General features: G+C 65.2%; 15 protein-coding genes and 1 pseudogene. 10 read left to right on the top strand and 6 right to left on the bottom strand.

Annotated elements, in window-relative coordinates; genetic code table 11:
* Positions 1–32 precede the first annotated feature (32 nt).
* The 6 genes and pseudogenes from infB to AC1RRP_RS14840 form a co-directional block, all read left to right on the top strand.
* A pseudogene (gene infB / locus AC1RRP_RS14865) lies at positions 33–2,288 on the top strand (translation initiation factor IF-2); the annotation flags it as partial.
* A gap of 3 nt (positions 2,289–2,291) precedes the next feature.
* Entirely contained in the window at positions 2,292–2,666 is a 375-nt protein-coding gene (rbfA, locus tag AC1RRP_RS14860; protein WP_493037484.1) for a 30S ribosome-binding factor RbfA, read from the top strand.
* Positions 2,667–2,668: 2 nt separating this feature from the next.
* Entirely contained in the window at positions 2,669–3,619 is a 951-nt protein-coding gene (gene truB / locus AC1RRP_RS14855) for a tRNA pseudouridine(55) synthase TruB (RefSeq protein ID WP_493037482.1), read from the top strand.
* The gene (gene typA, locus AC1RRP_RS14850; RefSeq protein ID WP_493037480.1) at positions 3,616–5,445 is read left to right on the top strand and encodes a translational GTPase TypA; all 1,830 of its coding nucleotides are present in this window, start codon (positions 3,616–3,618) and stop codon (positions 5,443–5,445) included. Before truB ends, typA begins: the two co-directional genes overlap by 4 nt.
* A gap of 132 nt (positions 5,446–5,577) precedes the next feature.
* Entirely contained in the window at positions 5,578–6,453 is an 876-nt protein-coding gene (locus AC1RRP_RS14845) for a DMT family transporter (RefSeq protein WP_493037478.1), read from the top strand.
* Positions 6,450–7,565: an enoyl-CoA hydratase/isomerase family protein gene (locus AC1RRP_RS14840; RefSeq protein WP_493037476.1), complete on the top strand. Its 1,116-nt coding sequence runs from the start codon at positions 6,450–6,452 to the stop codon at positions 7,563–7,565. The genes AC1RRP_RS14845 and AC1RRP_RS14840 overlap by 4 nt, the downstream gene beginning before the upstream one ends.
* Before the next feature lie 241 nt (positions 7,566–7,806).
* On the opposite strand, the gene AC1RRP_RS14835 is transcribed toward AC1RRP_RS14840, so the two are convergent.
* From AC1RRP_RS14835 to smpB, 4 genes are all read right to left on the bottom strand, one after another.
* Positions 7,807–8,616, bottom strand: coding sequence for an anti-sigma factor family protein (locus AC1RRP_RS14835; RefSeq protein WP_493037474.1), 810 nt, complete (start codon positions 8,614–8,616; stop codon positions 7,807–7,809).
* Positions 8,617–8,631: 15 nt separating this feature from the next.
* Positions 8,632–9,177 (bottom strand): RNA polymerase sigma factor, encoded by a 546-nt coding sequence (locus AC1RRP_RS14830; protein WP_493037472.1) that lies wholly within the window; start codon positions 9,175–9,177, stop codon positions 8,632–8,634.
* A 39-nt stretch (positions 9,178–9,216) separates the two neighbouring features.
* Positions 9,217–9,612 carry a COG4315 family predicted lipoprotein gene (locus AC1RRP_RS14825; RefSeq protein ID WP_493037470.1) on the bottom strand — a complete coding sequence of 132 codons (396 nt, stop codon included), beginning with the start codon at positions 9,610–9,612 and terminating at the stop codon, positions 9,217–9,219.
* 89 nt (positions 9,613–9,701) lie between these two features.
* On the bottom strand, positions 9,702–10,175 hold the full coding sequence (gene smpB / locus AC1RRP_RS14820; protein WP_493037468.1) for an SsrA-binding protein SmpB: 474 nt from the start codon (positions 10,173–10,175) through the stop codon (positions 9,702–9,704).
* Between the two features lie 65 nt (positions 10,176–10,240).
* Here smpB and AC1RRP_RS14815 point away from each other — a divergent pair, with 65 nt between their 5' ends.
* Positions 10,241–10,684, top strand: coding sequence for a type II toxin-antitoxin system RatA family toxin (locus AC1RRP_RS14815; protein ID WP_493037466.1), 444 nt, complete (start codon positions 10,241–10,243; stop codon positions 10,682–10,684).
* Between the two features lies 1 nt (position 10,685).
* On the top strand, positions 10,686–11,021 hold the full coding sequence (locus AC1RRP_RS14810) for an RnfH family protein (RefSeq protein WP_493037464.1): 336 nt from the start codon (positions 10,686–10,688) through the stop codon (positions 11,019–11,021).
* On the opposite strand, the gene AC1RRP_RS14805 is transcribed toward AC1RRP_RS14810, so the two are convergent.
* A complete protein-coding gene (locus tag AC1RRP_RS14805) occupies positions 11,022–11,501 on the bottom strand; it encodes a DUF4124 domain-containing protein (protein WP_493037462.1) in 480 nt (159 codons plus the stop codon).
* Positions 11,502–11,627: 126 nt separating this feature from the next.
* Here AC1RRP_RS14805 and guaB point away from each other — a divergent pair, with 126 nt between their 5' ends.
* The gene (gene guaB / locus AC1RRP_RS14800) at positions 11,628–13,097 is read left to right on the top strand and encodes an IMP dehydrogenase (protein ID WP_493037461.1); all 1,470 of its coding nucleotides are present in this window, start codon (positions 11,628–11,630) and stop codon (positions 13,095–13,097) included.
* Between the two features lie 83 nt (positions 13,098–13,180).
* A complete protein-coding gene (gene guaA / locus AC1RRP_RS14795; RefSeq protein WP_493037459.1) occupies positions 13,181–14,794 on the top strand; it encodes a glutamine-hydrolyzing GMP synthase in 1,614 nt (537 codons plus the stop codon).
* A gap of 30 nt (positions 14,795–14,824) precedes the next feature.
* Here the strand turns inward: guaA and AC1RRP_RS14790 are convergent, their stop codons facing one another.
* Entirely contained in the window at positions 14,825–16,663 is a 1,839-nt protein-coding gene (locus AC1RRP_RS14790; protein WP_493037457.1) for a PcfJ domain-containing protein, read from the bottom strand.
* Positions 16,664–16,913: the final 250 nt, after the last annotated feature.

Raw genomic sequence — 16,913 nt, 5'->3', positions numbered from 1 at the left:
AGGCTGAAGCCACGGCCGAGGCCGCGGACGCTGCTGCAGCGCGTGCTGCGGCGCAGGCCGAGCTGCGCGAAAAGGCGGCCGCCGAATCCAAGGCCCGTGCCGACGAAGAGGCTGCGCGTGCACTGGACTTGAACGATCGCCGCCGCAAGGCCGAGGCGGAAGCTGCGGCCATCCGTTCCATGATGGCGACGCCGGCCAAGAAGGCCCCGCCGCCACCGCCGCCGCCCAAGAAGGAAGAGCCGAAGACGGCCATGAAGGGCACCCTGCACAAGCCGGCAGCCGGCAGCACGGTTGCCAAGCCGGCCAAACCGGCGGGTTCCGGTGCCGCTGCGCCCGCTGGCGCCGGCAAGGAAGTCAAGTCGGCCAAGCTATCGAGCAGCTGGGCCGGCGATCCGGCCAAGAAGAAGGCCATCCCCACCCGTGGCGATACCAGTGGCGGCGTCGGCCGCAGCAGCTGGCGTGGCGGCCCGCGCGGCAAGCGTGGTCACGACCGTGATGACCAGCATACCCAGGCCGCACCGGTCGAGGCCCGCGTCATCGAGGTGCACGTGCCCGAGACCATCACGGTGGCCGAACTGGCGCACAAGATGGCCGTGAAGGCCTCCGAGGTGATCAAGCACCTGATGAAGCTGGGCCAGATGGTCACCATCAACCAGCCGCTGGACCAGGACACGGCCATGATCGTGGTCGAGGAAATGGGACACAAGGCCATCGTGGCCGCCCTGGACGACCCGGAAGCCTTCACCGACGAGGAAGTGTCGGAGCAGCACGGCGAATCGCTGCCGCGCGCCCCGGTCGTGACCGTCATGGGCCACGTCGACCACGGCAAGACCTCGCTGCTGGACTACATCCGCCGCGCCAAGGTGGCCGCGGGCGAAGCAGGCGGCATCACGCAGCACATCGGCGCCTACCACGTGGAAACGCCGCGCGGCATGATCTCCTTCCTGGACACCCCGGGTCACGAGGCCTTCACGGCCATGCGTGCCCGTGGCGCCCAGGCGACCGACATCGTGATCCTCGTGGTGGCTGCCGACGACGGTGTCATGCCGCAGACCAAGGAAGCCATCAAGCACGCCAAGGCGGCAGGGGTTCCCATCGTCGTGGCCATCAACAAGATCGACAAGCCCGATGCCAACCCGGACCGCGTGAAGCAGGAACTGGTGGTGGAAGAGGTGGTGCCTGAAGAATTCGGTGGCGACTCGCCCTTTGTGCCGGTGTCGGCCAAGACCGGCCAGGGCATCGATGCGCTGCTGGAGCAGGTGCTCTTGCAGGCCGAGGTGCTGGAACTCAAGGCCCCGATCGACGCCATGGCCAAGGGCCTGGTCATCGAAGCCAAGCTGGACAAGGGCCGCGGCCCGGTGGCGACCGTGCTGGTGCAGACCGGCACGCTCAAGACCGGCGACGTGGTGCTGGCCGGCCAGACCTATGGCCGCGTGCGCGCCATGCTGGACGAAAACGGCAAGCCGATCAAGTCGGCCGGGCCGTCCATTCCGGTGGAAATCCAGGGCCTGACCGAAGTACCGCAAGCGGGCGACGAGTTCATGGTGCTGTCCGACGAGCGCCGTGCGCGCGAGATCGCGACCTACCGTGCCGGCAAGTTCCGCAACACCAAGCTGGCCAAGCAGCAGGCCGCCAAGCTGGAGAACATGTTCACCGACATCTCCGCCGGCGAAGTCAAGATGCTGCCCATCATCGTCAAGGCCGACGTGCAGGGTTCGCAGGAAGCGCTGGCCGCCTCGCTGCTCAAGCTCTCGACCGAAGAGGTCAAGGTGCAGCTGGTCTACGCCGCCGTGGGCGGGATCAGCGAGTCCGACGTCAACCTCGCGATTGCCTCCAAGGCCATCATCATCGGCTTCAACACGCGGGCCGATGCCGGCGCGCGCAAGCTGGCCGAAGGCAACGACGTGGAGATCCGCTACTACAACATCATCTACGACGCCGTCGATGAGTTGAAGGCGGCCATGTCGGGCATGCTGGCGCCGGAGAAGCGCGAAGAAGTCATCGGCATGGCCGAGATCCGTACCGTGTTCGTGGCCTCCAAGATCGGCACGGTCGCTGGCTGCATGGTTACCGCCGGCTTCGTCACACGCAGCGCGCATTTCCGCCTGCTGCGCGACAACGTGGTCATCTACACCGGCGAGCTGGACTCCCTCAAGCGCATGAAGGACGATGTGCGCGAGGTCAAGGAAGGCTTCGAGTGCGGTATCAAGCTCAAGAACTACAACGACATCAAGGAAGGTGATCAGCTCGAATTCTTCGAGGTCAAAGAGATCGCCCGTACGCTGTAAACCATGCCGGCCAAGAAGTCATCCACTCCGAACCGCGGCTTCAAGGTCGCCGATCAGATCCAGCGCGATCTGACGGAGTTGATCGCGCGCGAGTTGAAAGACCCGCGCGTGGGCATGGTGACGCTGCAAAGCGTGGAGGTCACGCCCGACTACGCGCACGCCAAGGTGTATTTCAGCGTGCTGGTAGGTGACCCGCAGGAAACGCAGGACGCGCTGAACCAGGCCGCAGGTTTCCTGCGCAACGGCCTGTTCAAGCGCCTGCACATCCACACCGTGCCGACCCTGCATTTCCTCTTCGACCGAACCACCGAGCGGGCTGCCGACATGAATGCGCTGATCGCGCAGGCTGTCGCATCGCGTTCCAAAGACGAGGGATAAGCATGCAAGCGCCACGCACCAGGGTGCAACGGCGCCCTGTGCATGGGGTGCTCTTGCTGGACAAACCGCTCGGAATTTCGAGCAACAATGCTTTGCAGAAAGCCAAATGGCTTCTGCGCGCGGAAAAAGCCGGCCACACCGGCACGCTCGATCCGCTGGCCACCGGGGTGCTGCCCATCTGCTTTGGCGCCGCCACCAAGTTCAGCCAGCTGCACCTGGATGCCGACAAGACCTACGAGACCACGGTGCGACTGGGCGTGCGCACCAGCACGGCCGATGCCGAGGGGGAGGTCATCGAGACCCGTCCGGTCAACTGTACCCTGGGCCGGGTGGTCGAGGTGCTTGACCAGTTCATGGGCCCGATCCGTCAGATACCGCCCATGCACAGCGCCCTCAAGAAGGACGGCAAGGCCCTGTACGAATATGCCCGCGAGGGCGAGACCGTGGAGCGCGAACCGCGTGACGTGCTGATCCACGAACTGGAACTGCTGGACGTCCAGTTGCAGGGCGACGAGCCATTCCTTCGCCTGCGCGTGAAGTGCAGCAAGGGCACCTATATCCGCACACTGGGTGAAGACATCGGCGAGGCCCTGGGCTGCGGCGGCCACCTGGTGGCGCTGCGTCGCATCGCGACCGGTTCTTTTGACCAGACCCAGTGCGTGACCCTGGAAGGACTGGAGCGCATGGACGAGGCCGAACGTCCCGTCCAGCTCAAGCCGGTTGATGCGCTGCTGGACGGTCATGCCGCCGTCACGCTCGACAAAGAAAATGCCGGTCGTTTCCTCAGCGGCCTGCGCCGTCGCGGTAGCTGGCCGGATAACGACCAGATCGCCGTCTATGGCGATCAACCTCATGCCTTGCTGGGCACCGCCCACGTCAAGGCGGGGGAACTCATACCCGGGCGCCTGTTGAGCCCGATCGAAATCCAACAAATCCTGGAAAGCCAACCATGAGCCATAAACAGATCCGCAACATCGCCATCATCGCCCACGTCGACCACGGCAAGACCACCATGGTGGACCAGCTGTTGCGCCAGTCCGGCACCTTCGCCGAACACGAGAAGGTGGTCGACACCGTGATGGACAACAACGCCATCGAAAAAGAACGCGGCATCACCATCCTGGCCAAGAACTGCGCCGTGACCTGGGAAGGCACGCACATCAACATCGTCGACACCCCCGGCCACGCCGACTTTGGCGGTGAAGTGGAACGCGCCCTGTCCATGGTAGACGGCGTGGTGCTGCTGATCGACGCGCAGGAAGGCCCGATGCCGCAGACGCGCTTCGTGACCAAGAAGGCGCTGGCCCTGGGTCTCAAGCCCATCGTGGTCGTGAACAAGGTCGACAAGCCCGGCGCCAATCCGGACAAGGTCGTCAACGCGGCCTTCGACCTGTTCGACAAGCTGGGTGCCAACGACGAGCAGCTCGACTTCCCCGTGGTCTACGCCTCCGGCATCAATGGCTGGTCCTCGCTGGAAGAGGGCGCACCGGGCGAGCAGTGGGGGCCCGACATGTCGGCCCTGTTCAATACCATCCTGAAACATGTGCCGTCCCAGAAGGGTGACCCGGCCGCGCCGCTGCAGCTGCAGATTTCCGCGCTGGACTTCTCGACCTTCGTGGGCCGCATCGGCGTGGGCCGCATCAGCCAGGGCACGATCAAGCCTGCCATGGACGTGGTGGTGATGGAAGGGCCGGACGGCAAGGCCGTCAAGGGCCGCATCAACCAGGTGCTCACCTTCCAGGGCCTGGAGCGCGTTCAGGCCACGGAAGCCGGCCCGGGCGAGATCGTGCTGATCAACGGCATCGATGAAATCGGCATCGGCGTGACCATCACCGATCCGGCCAATCCTGCACCGCTGCCTATGCTCAAGGTCGATGAGCCGACCCTGACCATGAACTTCTGCGTCAACACCAGCCCGCTGGCCGGCCGTGAAGGCAAGTTCGTGACCAGCCGCCAGATCTGGGACCGCCTGCAGAAGGAACTGCAGCACAACGTGGCCCTGCGCGTGAAGGAAACCGACGAAGAGGGCATCTTTGAAGTGATGGGGCGCGGCGAACTGCACCTGACCATCCTGCTCGAAAACATGCGCCGCGAAGGGTACGAGCTGGCCGTGTCCAAGCCGCGTGTGATGTTCAAGGACATCAACGGCGAGAAGTGCGAGCCGATCGAGCTGGTGACGGCCGACATCGAAGAGCAGCACCAGGGTGGTGTGATGCAGGCCCTGGGCGAGCGCAAGGGCGAGCTGGTGAACATGGAGCCGGACGGCCGCGGTCGCGTGCGTCTGGAATACCGCATTCCGGCCCGTGGCCTGATCGGTTTCTCCAATGAGTTCCTGAACCTGACCCGCGGTTCCGGCCTGATCTCCAACATCTTCGACGGCTACGAGCCGCACAAGGGTGATATCGGCGGGCGCAAGAACGGCGTGCTGATCTCCATGGACGCCGGTGAAATCTTCACCTATGCCCTGGGCAAGCTGGATGACCGCGGCCGCATGTTCGTCAAGGCCAACGACCCGGTGTACGAGGGCATGATCGTCGGCATCCACAACCGCGACAACGACCTGGTGGTGAACGCCACCCGTACCAAGCAGCTGACCAACTTCCGCGTCAGCGGCAAGGAAGACGCGATCAAGATCACGCCCCCGATCGATTGCACGCTGGAATACGGAGTGGAGTTCATCGAGGACGACGAGCTGGTCGAGATCACGCCCAAGTCGATCCGACTGCGCAAGCGTCACCTGACCGAGAACGAACGCAAGCGCGCCGGGAAGTCGAGTTAAGCCTCTGGGTCGACCTGCGGTCGCCTTCTCCCAGGGGGACAACGCCAGCGGCCCGGCAAAGCCGGTTCCGCGGCGTTCCCCGACGGTGGGGTGAGCGCGCCGTAGATCCTTTCGCTCCGGTAGACGAAAGACATGAAGCTGACGCACCAGCGTGCCGTGTGGGTGATGGTGGCGGTGACCCTCATGTGGTCCATCGCCGGCGTCGTCACGCGGCAGCTGGAGGCCGCGCGCAGCTTTGAAGTCACCTTCTGGCGCAGTTTCTTCACGGCACTCTCGCTGCTCGTGATCCTGCCGATGTGGCGCGGTCCGCACGCTGTCTGGCGTCAGCTGCGCAGCGCGCCGGCGGCACTCTGGTGGTCCGGCCTGTGCTGGAGCGCCATGTTCACCTCCTTCATGCTGGCACTGACCATGACCAGCGTGGCCGGGGTGTTGGTCATCTCCTCGCTCAACCCCCTGTTCACCGCGCTGCTGGCCTGGCTCTTCCTGCGCCAGCGCATCGCCTGGTTCACCTGGGCGGCCATCACGCTGGCTGGCGCCGGCATGGCCTGGATGTTTGGCGGGCAGCTGGGCAGCGACAGTGGCCTGGGCCTGTTCGTCGCGCTGTTTGTGCCGTTGAGCGCAGCCATCAACTGGATCGTTGTGCAGCACGCCCATGCCAAAGGCGAGAATGTGGACCTGGTGCCATCGGTGCTGGTCGGCGGCATCCTGTCGGCTCTGGTCACCTTGCCGCTGGCGCTGCCCCTGCAAGCCACCGCGCACGACATCGGCCTGCTGGCCGTCCTGGGCCTGGTCCAGTTGGCCATCCCGTGCACGCTGCTGGTGATCTGCGCGCGTGTGCTCAAGGCGCCCGAAATTTCCCTGCTGGCGCAGCTGGAAATCATTTTTGGCATCCTGCTGGTCTGGCTCGGAGCCGGTGAGCGGCCAGCTGCCACCGTGCTGCAGGGCGGGGCCTTGGTGCTGTTCGCCCTGGTCGCCAATGAGTTGATGGCCTGGAAGAAAAAACAATGACATACCCCATTGCCTACACCTGCCCCGAGGTGCAAACCGAAGTTCGCGGCCATCTCGGCTGCATCACCTTGAACCGCCCACGCGCGCTCAACGCCTTGTCCCTGCCCATGATCCGGGCCCTGGCCGCGGTGCTGCTGGCCTGGCGCGACGAGCCGCAAGTGCAGGCGGTGGCGATACGCGGCATGGGCAAGGAGGGCGCTTTTGGTGCTTTCTGCGCCGGTGGCGACATCCGCTTCTTCCACCAGGCCGTGCTGCGTGGTGACGCTGAGCTGGAAGACTTTTTCACCGAGGAATACGCGCTCAACCACCTGATCCACCACTATCCCAAGCCCTACATCGCCTTCATGGACGGTGTGGTCATGGGCGGCGGCATGGGAATTTCGCAGGGGGCGAAGCTACGCATCGTCACGCCCAGGACCAAGATGGCCATGCCCGAGACCAATATCGGCCTGTTCCCCGATGTCGGCGGTGGCTGGTTCCTGGCACGTTGCCCGCGCCATGGTGGTGAGTGGCTGGCCCTGACCAGTGAGGTCATTGGTGCTGGCGACGCGCTGGCGCTGCAACTGGCCGATGCCTGCTTCGATGCGGGGCGCCTCGGCGCGGCCTGGGATGCGCTGGCCGGTTTGGCGAGTTTCGACGCGGCCAGCCTGCAGGCCTGGCAACAAGGCTATGGCGCCGCAGCGCCGGCCGCTGAGCTGCCGTTGGACACCATCACCCGCTGCTTCGGGCAACCCGACGTACGGCATATCGTGCAGGCGCTGGAAAAGGAAAGCGGCGAGTGGGCAGCCGGCACGGTCAAGGCCCTGCGCACGCATTCACCGCTGATGCTGGAGGTCACCCTGCAGCAGATCCGCCGCGGGGCCGACATGAACCTGGCCGACGAGTTGCGCATGGAACGCGACATGGTGCGCCACTGCTTCAACTCGCGCCATCTGGATCGCTACATGACAGCGACCGACACCATGGAAGGCATCCGTGCCCTGGTGATCGACAAGGACCGTGCGCCGAAATGGAGCCCGTCGCGCCTGGAGGAAGTCACGCCCGCCATGGTGGACGGCTTCTTCGCCTCGCCCTGGCCGGCGCACGCGCACCCCCTGCGCGAACTGGCCTGATTCAGAGCCTGTTCACGGTCTCGCAGGGGTCGCGTTGGGGTGCAATCGGGATGAGTTGGCCGCCAAGATCACGCCGCATGGGCTCATGCCCATGCAAGGGATTTGGTGGACAAATCGCTCGATTTCACCCCAACCCGCAGGGCAAACGCCTCGCCGGGCATGGAGCCCGGCTTCGTTTTGCGCCTTGCATCCCATCCCGGCAAGGTGCTTGCGCGGCCCCTGCGAGACCGTGAACAGGCTCTCAGAGCTGGTGGTAGACCGCCTGCGCCAACTGCAGCAATTGCGGGCGCGTCAGCGTTCCCGAGAGCGCGTAGGAAAAACCTTCATCCACCCAGTAGAAACCGGGCACGGGTCCTTCGGCGCTGTAGCGGAATTCCGTGCTGGCACCGGGGGCACCCACGCTGGCGGGCGTGCTGCCCAGATAAAGCGTCACGCGCTCGCCGCGCGCGTTCTGGTACATGAACTGGGCGCGGGCGCCTTCGTCGCCTGGCAACAGGCGGCCGCCGACCAGCTCGTATCCCTGCTCGTTCAGCCGGGGCAGCTTGAGCGGACGGCCCAGGCGTTTGGACAACCACTGCACCAGGTGTTCTTCCTGCGCTGAACTCACCTCGACCGGATGGCGGACTTCAGGCACATAGACCGCATGCGCCAGCGCCGCCTGATGCACGAACTCGCGTGCCGGCTGCTGGCGGGCCAGCAACCCGGCCGCTGAACCCTGCTGCTGCCCGTGCGTGAACCAGCCCAGGCCAAACGCCAGGGCCACGCTGGCAGCCAGCCCCCCCCAGCGCCACCACTGCTGCACCTGCTGGCGGGCGTACTGCGCCTGGCCAGCGGCGGCCAGCAAGGACGCGGGGACCGGCTCGGCCAGCACGTCCTCATGCAGGCAACGCAAGGCGTCGCGCTGGCGCTGCCAGGCTTGCAGCGTGGCGCTGGCCTGCGGATCCAGCGCCAAGCGGCGTTGAATGTCGGCCCGCTCGTCGGCATCAAGCCGGCCGTCGAGCAGGGCGTGCAGTTCGGCTTCGGGGACGGGGTGGGCGGGACGCTTATCCATGGCGGTATTCAGTTTTCATTTCAGGCGCCGCAGGGGTGGCGCCTCGGATTCGGTGGCCGCTAGGCCGCGGGCCGGTGGGGTTGCCGATGCGTCCATCAGTTCCTGCAGCCGGCTGCGCGCCCGCGACAGGCGCGACATCACGGTGCCCACCGGCACACCCGTGATCTTCGCGACTTCGGCATAGGACAGGTCTTCCAGGGTGACCAGCAGCAACACCACGCGCTGTTCGTCGGGCAGGCGCAGCAGGCAGCGTTGCAGGTCGATGGCGCTGTCCGTGGAGGACGCGGGCGCCGCGGGTTCCTGGTCCAGCTCAGCGAGATCCAGCGGATGGGCCAGGTCACCCTGGCGCACGCGGTGACGGACCTGGCTCACATACAGGTTGTGCATGATCGTGAACAGCCAGGCTCGCAGATCCGAGCCGACCAGCCACAGCCGCCACTTGGTACAGGCGCGCTCCAGCGTGTCCTGCACCAGGTCGTCACAGGCCCAGGCATCCCCGGTCAGCGCGCGGGCGTAGCGGCGCAAGGCGGGGATGTGCGTGATCAGGGGTTGACGGTTCATCGATGAACGAACTTTATACCGCGCACCGCCCGATCGGGCTCAGGGGCGGGCCAGTTGCCAGACCTTGTTGAAGCCGTCGCCGGTACGGTCACCCGGTTTCATGTCCTTGGCCCAGAAGTACAGGGGCTTGCCCTTGAAGGCCCACTGCTTCTTGCCGTCGTCGCGGGTGATGACGCTGTAGTGACCGCTGGCCTGGTCCATGTCGCCAGCCATCAGGGGCGGCCAGTTGGTGGCGCAGGGGCCGTTGCAGACGGACTTGCCGCTGCCGGCGGTATCACGGTCGAAGGTGTAGAGCGTCATGCCGTTGGGGCCCGTCAGCACGCCATCGGCCACCTTGGCCGGGCCGGCGGCCATCGAAGCACAGCCGGCCAGCAGGGCCGAACTCAGGGTGAGAGAAAGAAAGGCGCGCTTGGCGCGGGATGCGGTCAAAGTCATGGTCATCTCCGTCGGGTTGCGGCACAAAAGCGTGCACAACGGGATGAACGCCTGCGCCCCCCGGTTTATTCCATGCGCCTGAAAATAAATCAGCGACTGCGGCTTTTCATGGCCCGCTCCACCTCGCGCTTGCCTTCGCGGTCCTTGATGGTGTCGCGCTTGTCGTGTTCTGCTTTGCCCTTGGCCAGGCCGATCTCGCACTTGATCTTGTTGTTTTTCCAGTGCAGGTTCAGCGGTACCAGGGTGTAGCCTTTCTGCTCGACCTTGCCGATCAGGCGACGGATCTCATCCTTCTTGAGCAGCAGCTTCTTGGTGCGAACGGCATCCGGTCGTACGTGGGTGGAGGCGGTCTTGAGCGCATTGATCTGGCAGCCGATGATGTACATCTCGCCATCGCGGATCACCACGTAACCGTCGGTCAGCTGCACCTTGCCTTCACGCACGGCCTTGACCTCCCAGCCCTCCAGCACCATGCCGGCCTCAAAGCGTTCCTCGATGAAATAATTGAAGACGGCCTTCTTGTTGTCGGCAATGCGGGCGGGCGTTTCGGGTTTTTTGGCCATGGGGTCTCAAATGGGGGCGGGCAGCAAACTTACAATTCAGTTTGGGCCTGCGGGTCCAGCATTCTATGAAAACCGTCCACAAGTCCGTTCTGATCTGGTACAGCCCACAGGAAATGTACGCGCTGGTCGTCGGCGTGGCCGACTATCCGGAGTTCCTGCCCTGGTGCGATCACGCTCGCATCATCGAGGCCCATGAGGGCGGCGCGACGGCCGAGGTCGGCATTGCATTCAGCGGCATCCATCAGAGCTTCACCACGCGCAATACCCATGTGCCGGGCAGCGAAGTGCGGATGGAACTCGTCAAGGGACCTTTTTCGCAGCTTGAAGGCCGGTGGAATTTCCTGCCGGTGGGGGAGGGCGATCAGCGCGCCTGCAAGGTCGAGCTGACCTTGAACTACGGGTTTTCCAATGCACTGCTGGGCAGGCTGGTTGGCCCGGTGTTCGACAAGATTGCCGCCAGTCTGGTCGATGCCTTCGTCAAGCGCGCCGAGAAGGTCTATGGTGTCTGAGATGGACATCGAGATCGTAGTCGCCTATGCGCCGCTTGCGCGCCAGGTGTGCGAGATCGCGTTGCGCCTGCCGGCGGGTGCGACCGTGGCTCAGGCGCTGGAGGCCAGCGGACTGGGGGTGCTTTACCCGGAACTCGATCTGGCGCAAGTGGCGGTGGGTGTCTGGGGACGCAAGGCGGCTCGCAGCCAGGTCTTGCGCAGCCAGGACCGGGTGGAGCTCTACCGCGCCCTGAGGGTCGACCCGAAAGTAGCTCGGCGCGAACGTTTCACCACCCAGGGCAAGGGCCGCACCGGTCTCTTCGCCAAGAAGCGCGCCGGCGCCAAGTCCGGCTACTGATTACTTGCAGTTCTCGTTGATGATGCCCTGCAGGCGTTCGCCTTCAGCGGCGCGGGCGGCTTCGTCCATGAACTCGCGTTCGCCTTTTTCGTTCGTGCGCGCCATGCGTGCGCCGGAATCCAGCCCGGATTTGGCTTGCTGGGCCCGGCTGCAGGTGTCGGCCATGGCTCGGTTGTTGCGCTCTTCATCGGCCTTGCGCTTGGCGGCTTCGGCATCCTCGGCCTGTTTCTTCTTTTCCTGCAGGGATTTGTCCACGCCAGCAGCGGGGGCCGCCGCTGCTGGCGTCGCAGGGGCCGCCACGGACGCAGTGGCGCCGCGGCTACCTGGGCGCTTGAGGATGTTTTTCTCCGGAATATCGGACGGTGGCGCCCGGTCGCTGAAGACCTTGCGGCCGTCCTTGTCCATCCATTGCCATTGGGCGCTGGCCGTGAGCGCATAGAGGCACAGGGCCAAGCAGATCAGGGGGCGGATCGGTTTCATGACAGCAGTGTAGCGCCGTCGGGCTGCTTTTTTTGATCCCAGGGGCGTGCGCTGTGGCGCCCACGCAGCGGGCTGCGGGGGAAACCGGCCGCAAGGCGGGTACAATTCTTTTTTTGGAGCTTAGACATGCGCCTTCTAGGTAAAGCGCTCACCTTCGACGATGTGTTGTTGGTGCCGGCGTATTCCCAGGTCCTGCCCAAGGACACCTCTCTCGCGACCCGTTTCTCCCGCAATATTTCCCTGAACCTGCCCCTGGTCTCTGCGGCCATGGACACGGTGACCGAAGCCCGGCTGGCGATTGCCATCGCCCAGGAAGGCGGCATCGGCATCGTCCACAAGAACCTCAGCGTGGCTGAACAGGCTGCCCAGGTGGCCAAGGTCAAGCGTTACGAGTCCGGCGTGCTGCGTGACCCGGTCGTCATCAACCCCGAGACCACGGTGCGCGAGGTGATGAAGCTTTCCGACGAACTGGGGGTGTCCGGCTTCCCGGTGGTCGTCGCCGGCAAGGTGGTCGGCATCGTGACGGGGCGCGACCTGCGCTTCGAGACCCGCTACGAGCTGCCGGTGCGCGAGATCATGACCCCGCGCGAGCGCCTGGTCACTGTGCCCGACGGCACCACCCCGGCTGAGGCCAAGGCCCTGCTGAACAAGCACAAGCTGGAACGCCTGCTGGTCGTCAACGACGCCTTCGAGCTCAAGGGCCTGATCACCGTCAAGGACATCACCAAGCAGCTCAACTTTCCGAACGCCGCGCGTGATGCCGCCGGCCGCCTGCGTGTAGGTGCGGCGGTGGGTGTGGGCGAGGGCACCGAAGCCCGCGTCGAGGCGCTGGTGAAGGCCGGCGTCGACGCCATCGTGGTGGACACGGCCCACGGCCACAGCAAGGGCGTGATCGACCGCGTGCGCTGGGTCAAGCAGACCTATCCTCAGGTAGACGTGATCGGCGGCAACATTGCCACCGGCGCGGCTGCGCTGGCCCTGGTGGAAGCCGGTGCCGACGCCGTGAAGGTGGGCATCGGCCCGGGCTCCATCTGCACCACCCGCATCGTGGCGGGTGTGGGCGTGCCCCAGATCATGGCCATCGACAACGTGGCCACAGCGCTCAAGGGCACCGGCGTGCCGCTGATCGCCGACGGCGGCATCCGCTACAGCGGTGACATCGCCAAGGCCATCGCGGCCGGCGCCGGCACCGTCATGATGGGCGGCATGTTCGCCGGCACCGAAGAGGCGCCGGGTGAGATCGTGCTGTTCCAGGGCCGCAGCTACAAGAGTTACCGTGGCATGGGCTCCATCGGCGCCATGCAGCAGGGCAGCGCCGACCGCTATTTCCAGGAATCGACCGCCGGCAACCCGCAGGCCGACAAGCTGGTGCCCGAGGGCATCGAAGGCCGCGTGCCCTACAAGGGCTCGGTGGTCGCCATCATCTTCCAGATGGCCGGCGGCCTGCGCGCCAGTATGGGGTATTGCGGTTGCGCCACCGTCGAAGACATGCGCAACAAGGCCGAGTTCGTGGAAATCACCTCGGCCGGTATCCGCGAGAGCCACGTGCACGACGTTCAGATCACCAAAGAAGCGCCCAACTACCGCGCTGACTGAGAAAACCGCAGCCCAGGCCCGAACCCCATCCACGGCGTTCGGGCCTTTGCCTTTCACATGGACCGCACCGTTTCTGTACAGCCATGCAACACCAGAAGATCCTCATCCTCGATTTCGGCTCCCAGGTCACGCAGCTGATCGCGCGCCGCGTGCGCGAAGCTCATGTGTACTGCGAGGTCCATCCCTGTGATGTCACGGATGACTGGGTTCGGCAGTTCGCCGCCGATGGCCAGCTCAAGGGGGTGATCCTCTCGGGCAGCCACGCCAGCGTCTACGAGGAAACGACCGACAAGGCGCCCCAGGCCGTGTTCGAACTGGGTGTGCCGGTGCTGGGGATCTGCTACGGCATGCAGACCATGGCTCAGCAGCTTGGCGGCAAGGTGGAAAGCGGCCACCAGCGCGAGTTCGGCTACGCCGAGGTGCGCGCGCATGGCCACACCGCCTTGCTCAAGGACATCGCCGACTTCACGACGCCCGAAGGTCACGGCATGCTCAAGGTCTGGATGAGCCACGGCGACAAGGTCACGGCCTTCCCGCCCGGCTTCAAGCTCATGGCGTCCACGCCCAGCTGCCCCATCGCCGGCATGGCCGACGAGCAGCGCCGCTTCTACGCCGTGCAGTTCCACCCGGAAGTCACGCACACCGTGCAGGGCCGCGCCATGCTGGAGCGCTTCGTGCTGGAGATCTGCGCCACCCGCGCCGACTGGGTCATGCGTGACCACGTCAAGGAGGCGGTGGAGGCCATCCGCCAGCAGGTCGGTGACGAGGAGGTCATCCTGGGCCTGTCCGGTGGCGTCGACTCCTCCGTGGCAGCGGCGTTGATACACCGTGCCATCGGCGACCAGCTGACCTGCGTGTTTGTCGACCACGGCCTGTTGCGTCTGAACGAGGGTGACATGGTCATGGACATGTTCGCCGGCAAGCTGCACGCCAAAGTGATCCGGGTGGACGCCAGCGTGTTGTTCCTGGGCAAGCTGGCTGGCGTGAGCGAACCCGAGCAAAAGCGCAAGATCATCGGCGGCCTCTTCGTGGACGTTTTCAAGGCGGAGGCGGCGAAGCTCAAGGGCGAGGGCGCCAAGGGTGCCAAGTGGCTGGCCCAGGGCACCATCTATCCCGACGTCATCGAGTCGGGTGGCGCCAAGAGCAAGAAGGCCGTCACCATCAAGAGCCACCATAACGTAGGCGGTCTGCCCGAGCAGCTCGGCCTGAAGCTGCTGGAGCCGCTGCGCGACCTGTTCAAGGACGAGGTGCGCGAACTTGGCGTGGCCCTGGGCCTGCCGCACGACATGGTCTACCGCCACCCCTTCCCGGGCCCGGGCCTGGGGGTGCGCATCCTGGGGGAGGTGAAAAAGGATTACGCCGACCTGCTGCGCCGGGCTGATGCCATCTTCATCGAGGAGTTGCGCTCCACCATCGACCCCCATTCCGGCAAGACCTGGTACGAGCTGACCAGCCAGGCTTTCACGGTCTTCCTGCCGGTCAAGAGCGTGGGCGTGATGGGCGACGGCCGTACCTACGACTACGTGGTCGCCCTGCGTGCCGTACAGACCAGCGACTTCATGACGGCCGACTGGGCCGAACTGCCCTACGCCCTGCTCAAGAAGGTCTCGAGCCGCATCATCAACGAGGTGCGTGGCATCAACCGCGTCACCTACGACGTCAGCTCCAAGCCGCCGGCCACCATCGAGTGGGAGTGATCTCCCGCGGACCTGCGCAGTGAACCGGCCCTAGCCAGTCCAGTACTCCGGTTGCGGCACGAGCAGCGAGGGCGACAGTGAGCCGCTCGAAGGCTGCCGTTCGCGAACCCTGGCGAATTCCACGCGCTCGCGTGCCTGCGCCGCCTGCGAATAGGCCTGTGTCAGCTGGCCCGCCGCATCCAGCAGCGCCGGGTCTTGTATCGCCGTGTTGGCCTTGCCGCGGATCTGTACCATGTGCCAGGCGCCGTCATGGCCGCGCTGCAGTTCGATGGTTGCGGCGCGCCGGCCGTTGTGGCGCAAGGAGAAAACCCGGGTGGCGCCGCTGGCGCAGGCGTTGGCATAGGTGCCGATGCAGTGGCGCTGCTCCAGGCCTTCCTCAGCCAGCAAAAAACCTGAATCGAGTTCCACGGCAAGGAATGGGCCCGTGGCATACAGCGGAAGCAGGGCTGGCCAGCGTACATCCTTGTCGGGATCGACCGTGATCAACAGCGCCCGGTGCCACTCGTCCGAGCGGCGGCACAGCGAGCGCCAGGTCACCCCCTTGAGCACCGCCGTGTGGGCGTAGACGAAATCGGACACGTCCTGTGCTTCATGGGCCAGATTGGCTTCTTCTTCCATGGACAGCCGGGCCCGCATGATGGCGCGCAGGAAGATACGCGCATTGTCTTCGCGCAGCGGGCCAGGACGCCCGCGCGTACGATCGAGTATGCGTTCAACGCCCCGCAAGGCCGGTTGGCAGCGCTCGATCCGCAGCGGTTCGCTTTGCAGGGCGCTCGCCAACAGGTTGATGAAATGGGTGAAAGATCCCAGGATGCGGGCCGAAGGCGGGAAGAACTGCAGCACGAAGCGCAGCACGGCGTTGTCCTGCTTGATCAGGAAACGCCAACCTTGCGTGCTCATGCCGGCGGCCAGAAAGCGCGAGCGCACCGTGTCGAAAAAGCCTGGCCCCAAGGCCAGTTTCAGCCCGGAGGCCGCGCTCAGACCCAGGTCGAGCAGGGGAAGGCCGCCGTCATCCGGCGCGTAGGGCAAGGCCGGCAGATGCGCCGCCACGTGGGCAACCTGCCCGAGATTCGCGTCTGGCCCGTAAATGGCCTGCGCCATCGCCAGCACGGGCGGGGCCAGCGCTTCGCGCAACAGCGCTCCGCAGTGGGGATCGTCCAGCCGCAGCTCGCCGACCTGTCTGAGCTTGGCCCTGAGGGGGCCGCGCTCCAGCAACAGCCGGGCACGGCCGTGGGCCAGCTTGAGCCTGGACTGCCACGGCCCCGGCCCGGGAAAAGGCGCTGACACGGCATCGTGCAGCGGCAGGACCGGATCGATGCCATCCGAATAGGAGTGCTGGTGCAGCAAGCCATGCAGGGCCGAGAGATCGTGCGAGGTCAGCTGGCGTGCATGGGCCAGGGGCAGGGTGCAGTAGGCGGGTTGGGTGTCGGCCATGTCGCTCCATTGGAAGCGCGCGTGGCGGTTGACAAAGATCTGCAGCGTGCCGGTGTCGAGGTCGATCAGAAAACCCCAGGAGACGTCACCGCAACTCTGGATGGCTGCCGCCGGCATGAAAGGAAAACCGGCATGCCAGCCCTCCAGTTCGGGCAAGGCATCAAAGGTCTCCGCCCAGGTGTGAAACGGGCAGCTTTCTCCGAAATGGTCCTCGAAGAACGCCTGTATCACGGCCTGGTCGGTTTCCCCCGGAAAGGGGCCGTGTTCCGGCCCGACCAGCTTCAGCGTACGCGCGTAGGTGTCCAGACGGGCGTCGCTGACGCGATGCAGGTAGGCCAGCAATTCGGTGAGCACGCTTTCACAGCTGCGCTCGCCGTGCAGTCGGTGCAGCTTTTTCTCGCCGCCTATCCTGAATCCCACCAGCGCGCCGCTCATGCCTGTGCCTGTCGTACCTTGAACCTGTCTCCGTGCGTTCGACGGTAGCAGAAATCCGGTCGCTTGGGCCGGGCGGGCCATGCCGAGGCATGGCCCGGCACGCGGGTGCTCTTTGTCGGCATGCTGCCTCACGTCATCCGCCGCGTTGCCTTCGTTTATGCCTCGGCGCACCCATGATGTCGGGGAGCTGGGATCCGGGCTTCTTGCTATTAATTGACAATAATGATAAATTCGAAAATATCAAATAAAC

The sequence above is a fragment of the Hylemonella sp. GW821-FHT12C09 genome (genome assembly GCF_058807395.1).
This window is presented reverse-complemented; position numbering and strand designations above follow the sequence as displayed.

Bases quoted from the DNA above. Each gene is read 5' to 3' on its own strand.
- rbfA (WP_493037484.1), top strand. From the start codon at position 2,292: ATGCCGGCCAAGAAGTCATCCACTCCGAACCGCGGCTTCAAGGTCGCC.
- truB (WP_493037482.1), top strand. From the start codon at position 2,669: ATGCAAGCGCCACGCACCAGGGTGCAACGGCGCCCTGTGCATGGGGTG.
- typA (WP_493037480.1), top strand. From the start codon at position 3,616: ATGAGCCATAAACAGATCCGCAACATCGCCATCATCGCCCACGTCGAC.
- AC1RRP_RS14845 (WP_493037478.1), top strand. From the start codon at position 5,578: ATGAAGCTGACGCACCAGCGTGCCGTGTGGGTGATGGTGGCGGTGACC.
- AC1RRP_RS14840 (WP_493037476.1), top strand. From the start codon at position 6,450: ATGACATACCCCATTGCCTACACCTGCCCCGAGGTGCAAACCGAAGTT.
- AC1RRP_RS14835 (WP_493037474.1), bottom strand. From the start codon at position 8,616: ATGGATAAGCGTCCCGCCCACCCCGTCCCCGAAGCCGAACTGCACGCC.
- AC1RRP_RS14830 (WP_493037472.1), bottom strand. From the start codon at position 9,177: ATGAACCGTCAACCCCTGATCACGCACATCCCCGCCTTGCGCCGCTAC.
- AC1RRP_RS14825 (WP_493037470.1), bottom strand. From the start codon at position 9,612: ATGACTTTGACCGCATCCCGCGCCAAGCGCGCCTTTCTTTCTCTCACC.
- smpB (WP_493037468.1), bottom strand. From the start codon at position 10,175: ATGGCCAAAAAACCCGAAACGCCCGCCCGCATTGCCGACAACAAGAAG.
- AC1RRP_RS14815 (WP_493037466.1), top strand. From the start codon at position 10,241: ATGAAAACCGTCCACAAGTCCGTTCTGATCTGGTACAGCCCACAGGAA.
- AC1RRP_RS14810 (WP_493037464.1), top strand. From the start codon at position 10,686: ATGGACATCGAGATCGTAGTCGCCTATGCGCCGCTTGCGCGCCAGGTG.
- AC1RRP_RS14805 (WP_493037462.1), bottom strand. From the start codon at position 11,501: ATGAAACCGATCCGCCCCCTGATCTGCTTGGCCCTGTGCCTCTATGCG.
- guaB (WP_493037461.1), top strand. From the start codon at position 11,628: ATGCGCCTTCTAGGTAAAGCGCTCACCTTCGACGATGTGTTGTTGGTG.
- guaA (WP_493037459.1), top strand. From the start codon at position 13,181: ATGCAACACCAGAAGATCCTCATCCTCGATTTCGGCTCCCAGGTCACG.
- AC1RRP_RS14790 (WP_493037457.1), bottom strand. From the start codon at position 16,663: ATGAGCGGCGCGCTGGTGGGATTCAGGATAGGCGGCGAGAAAAAGCTG.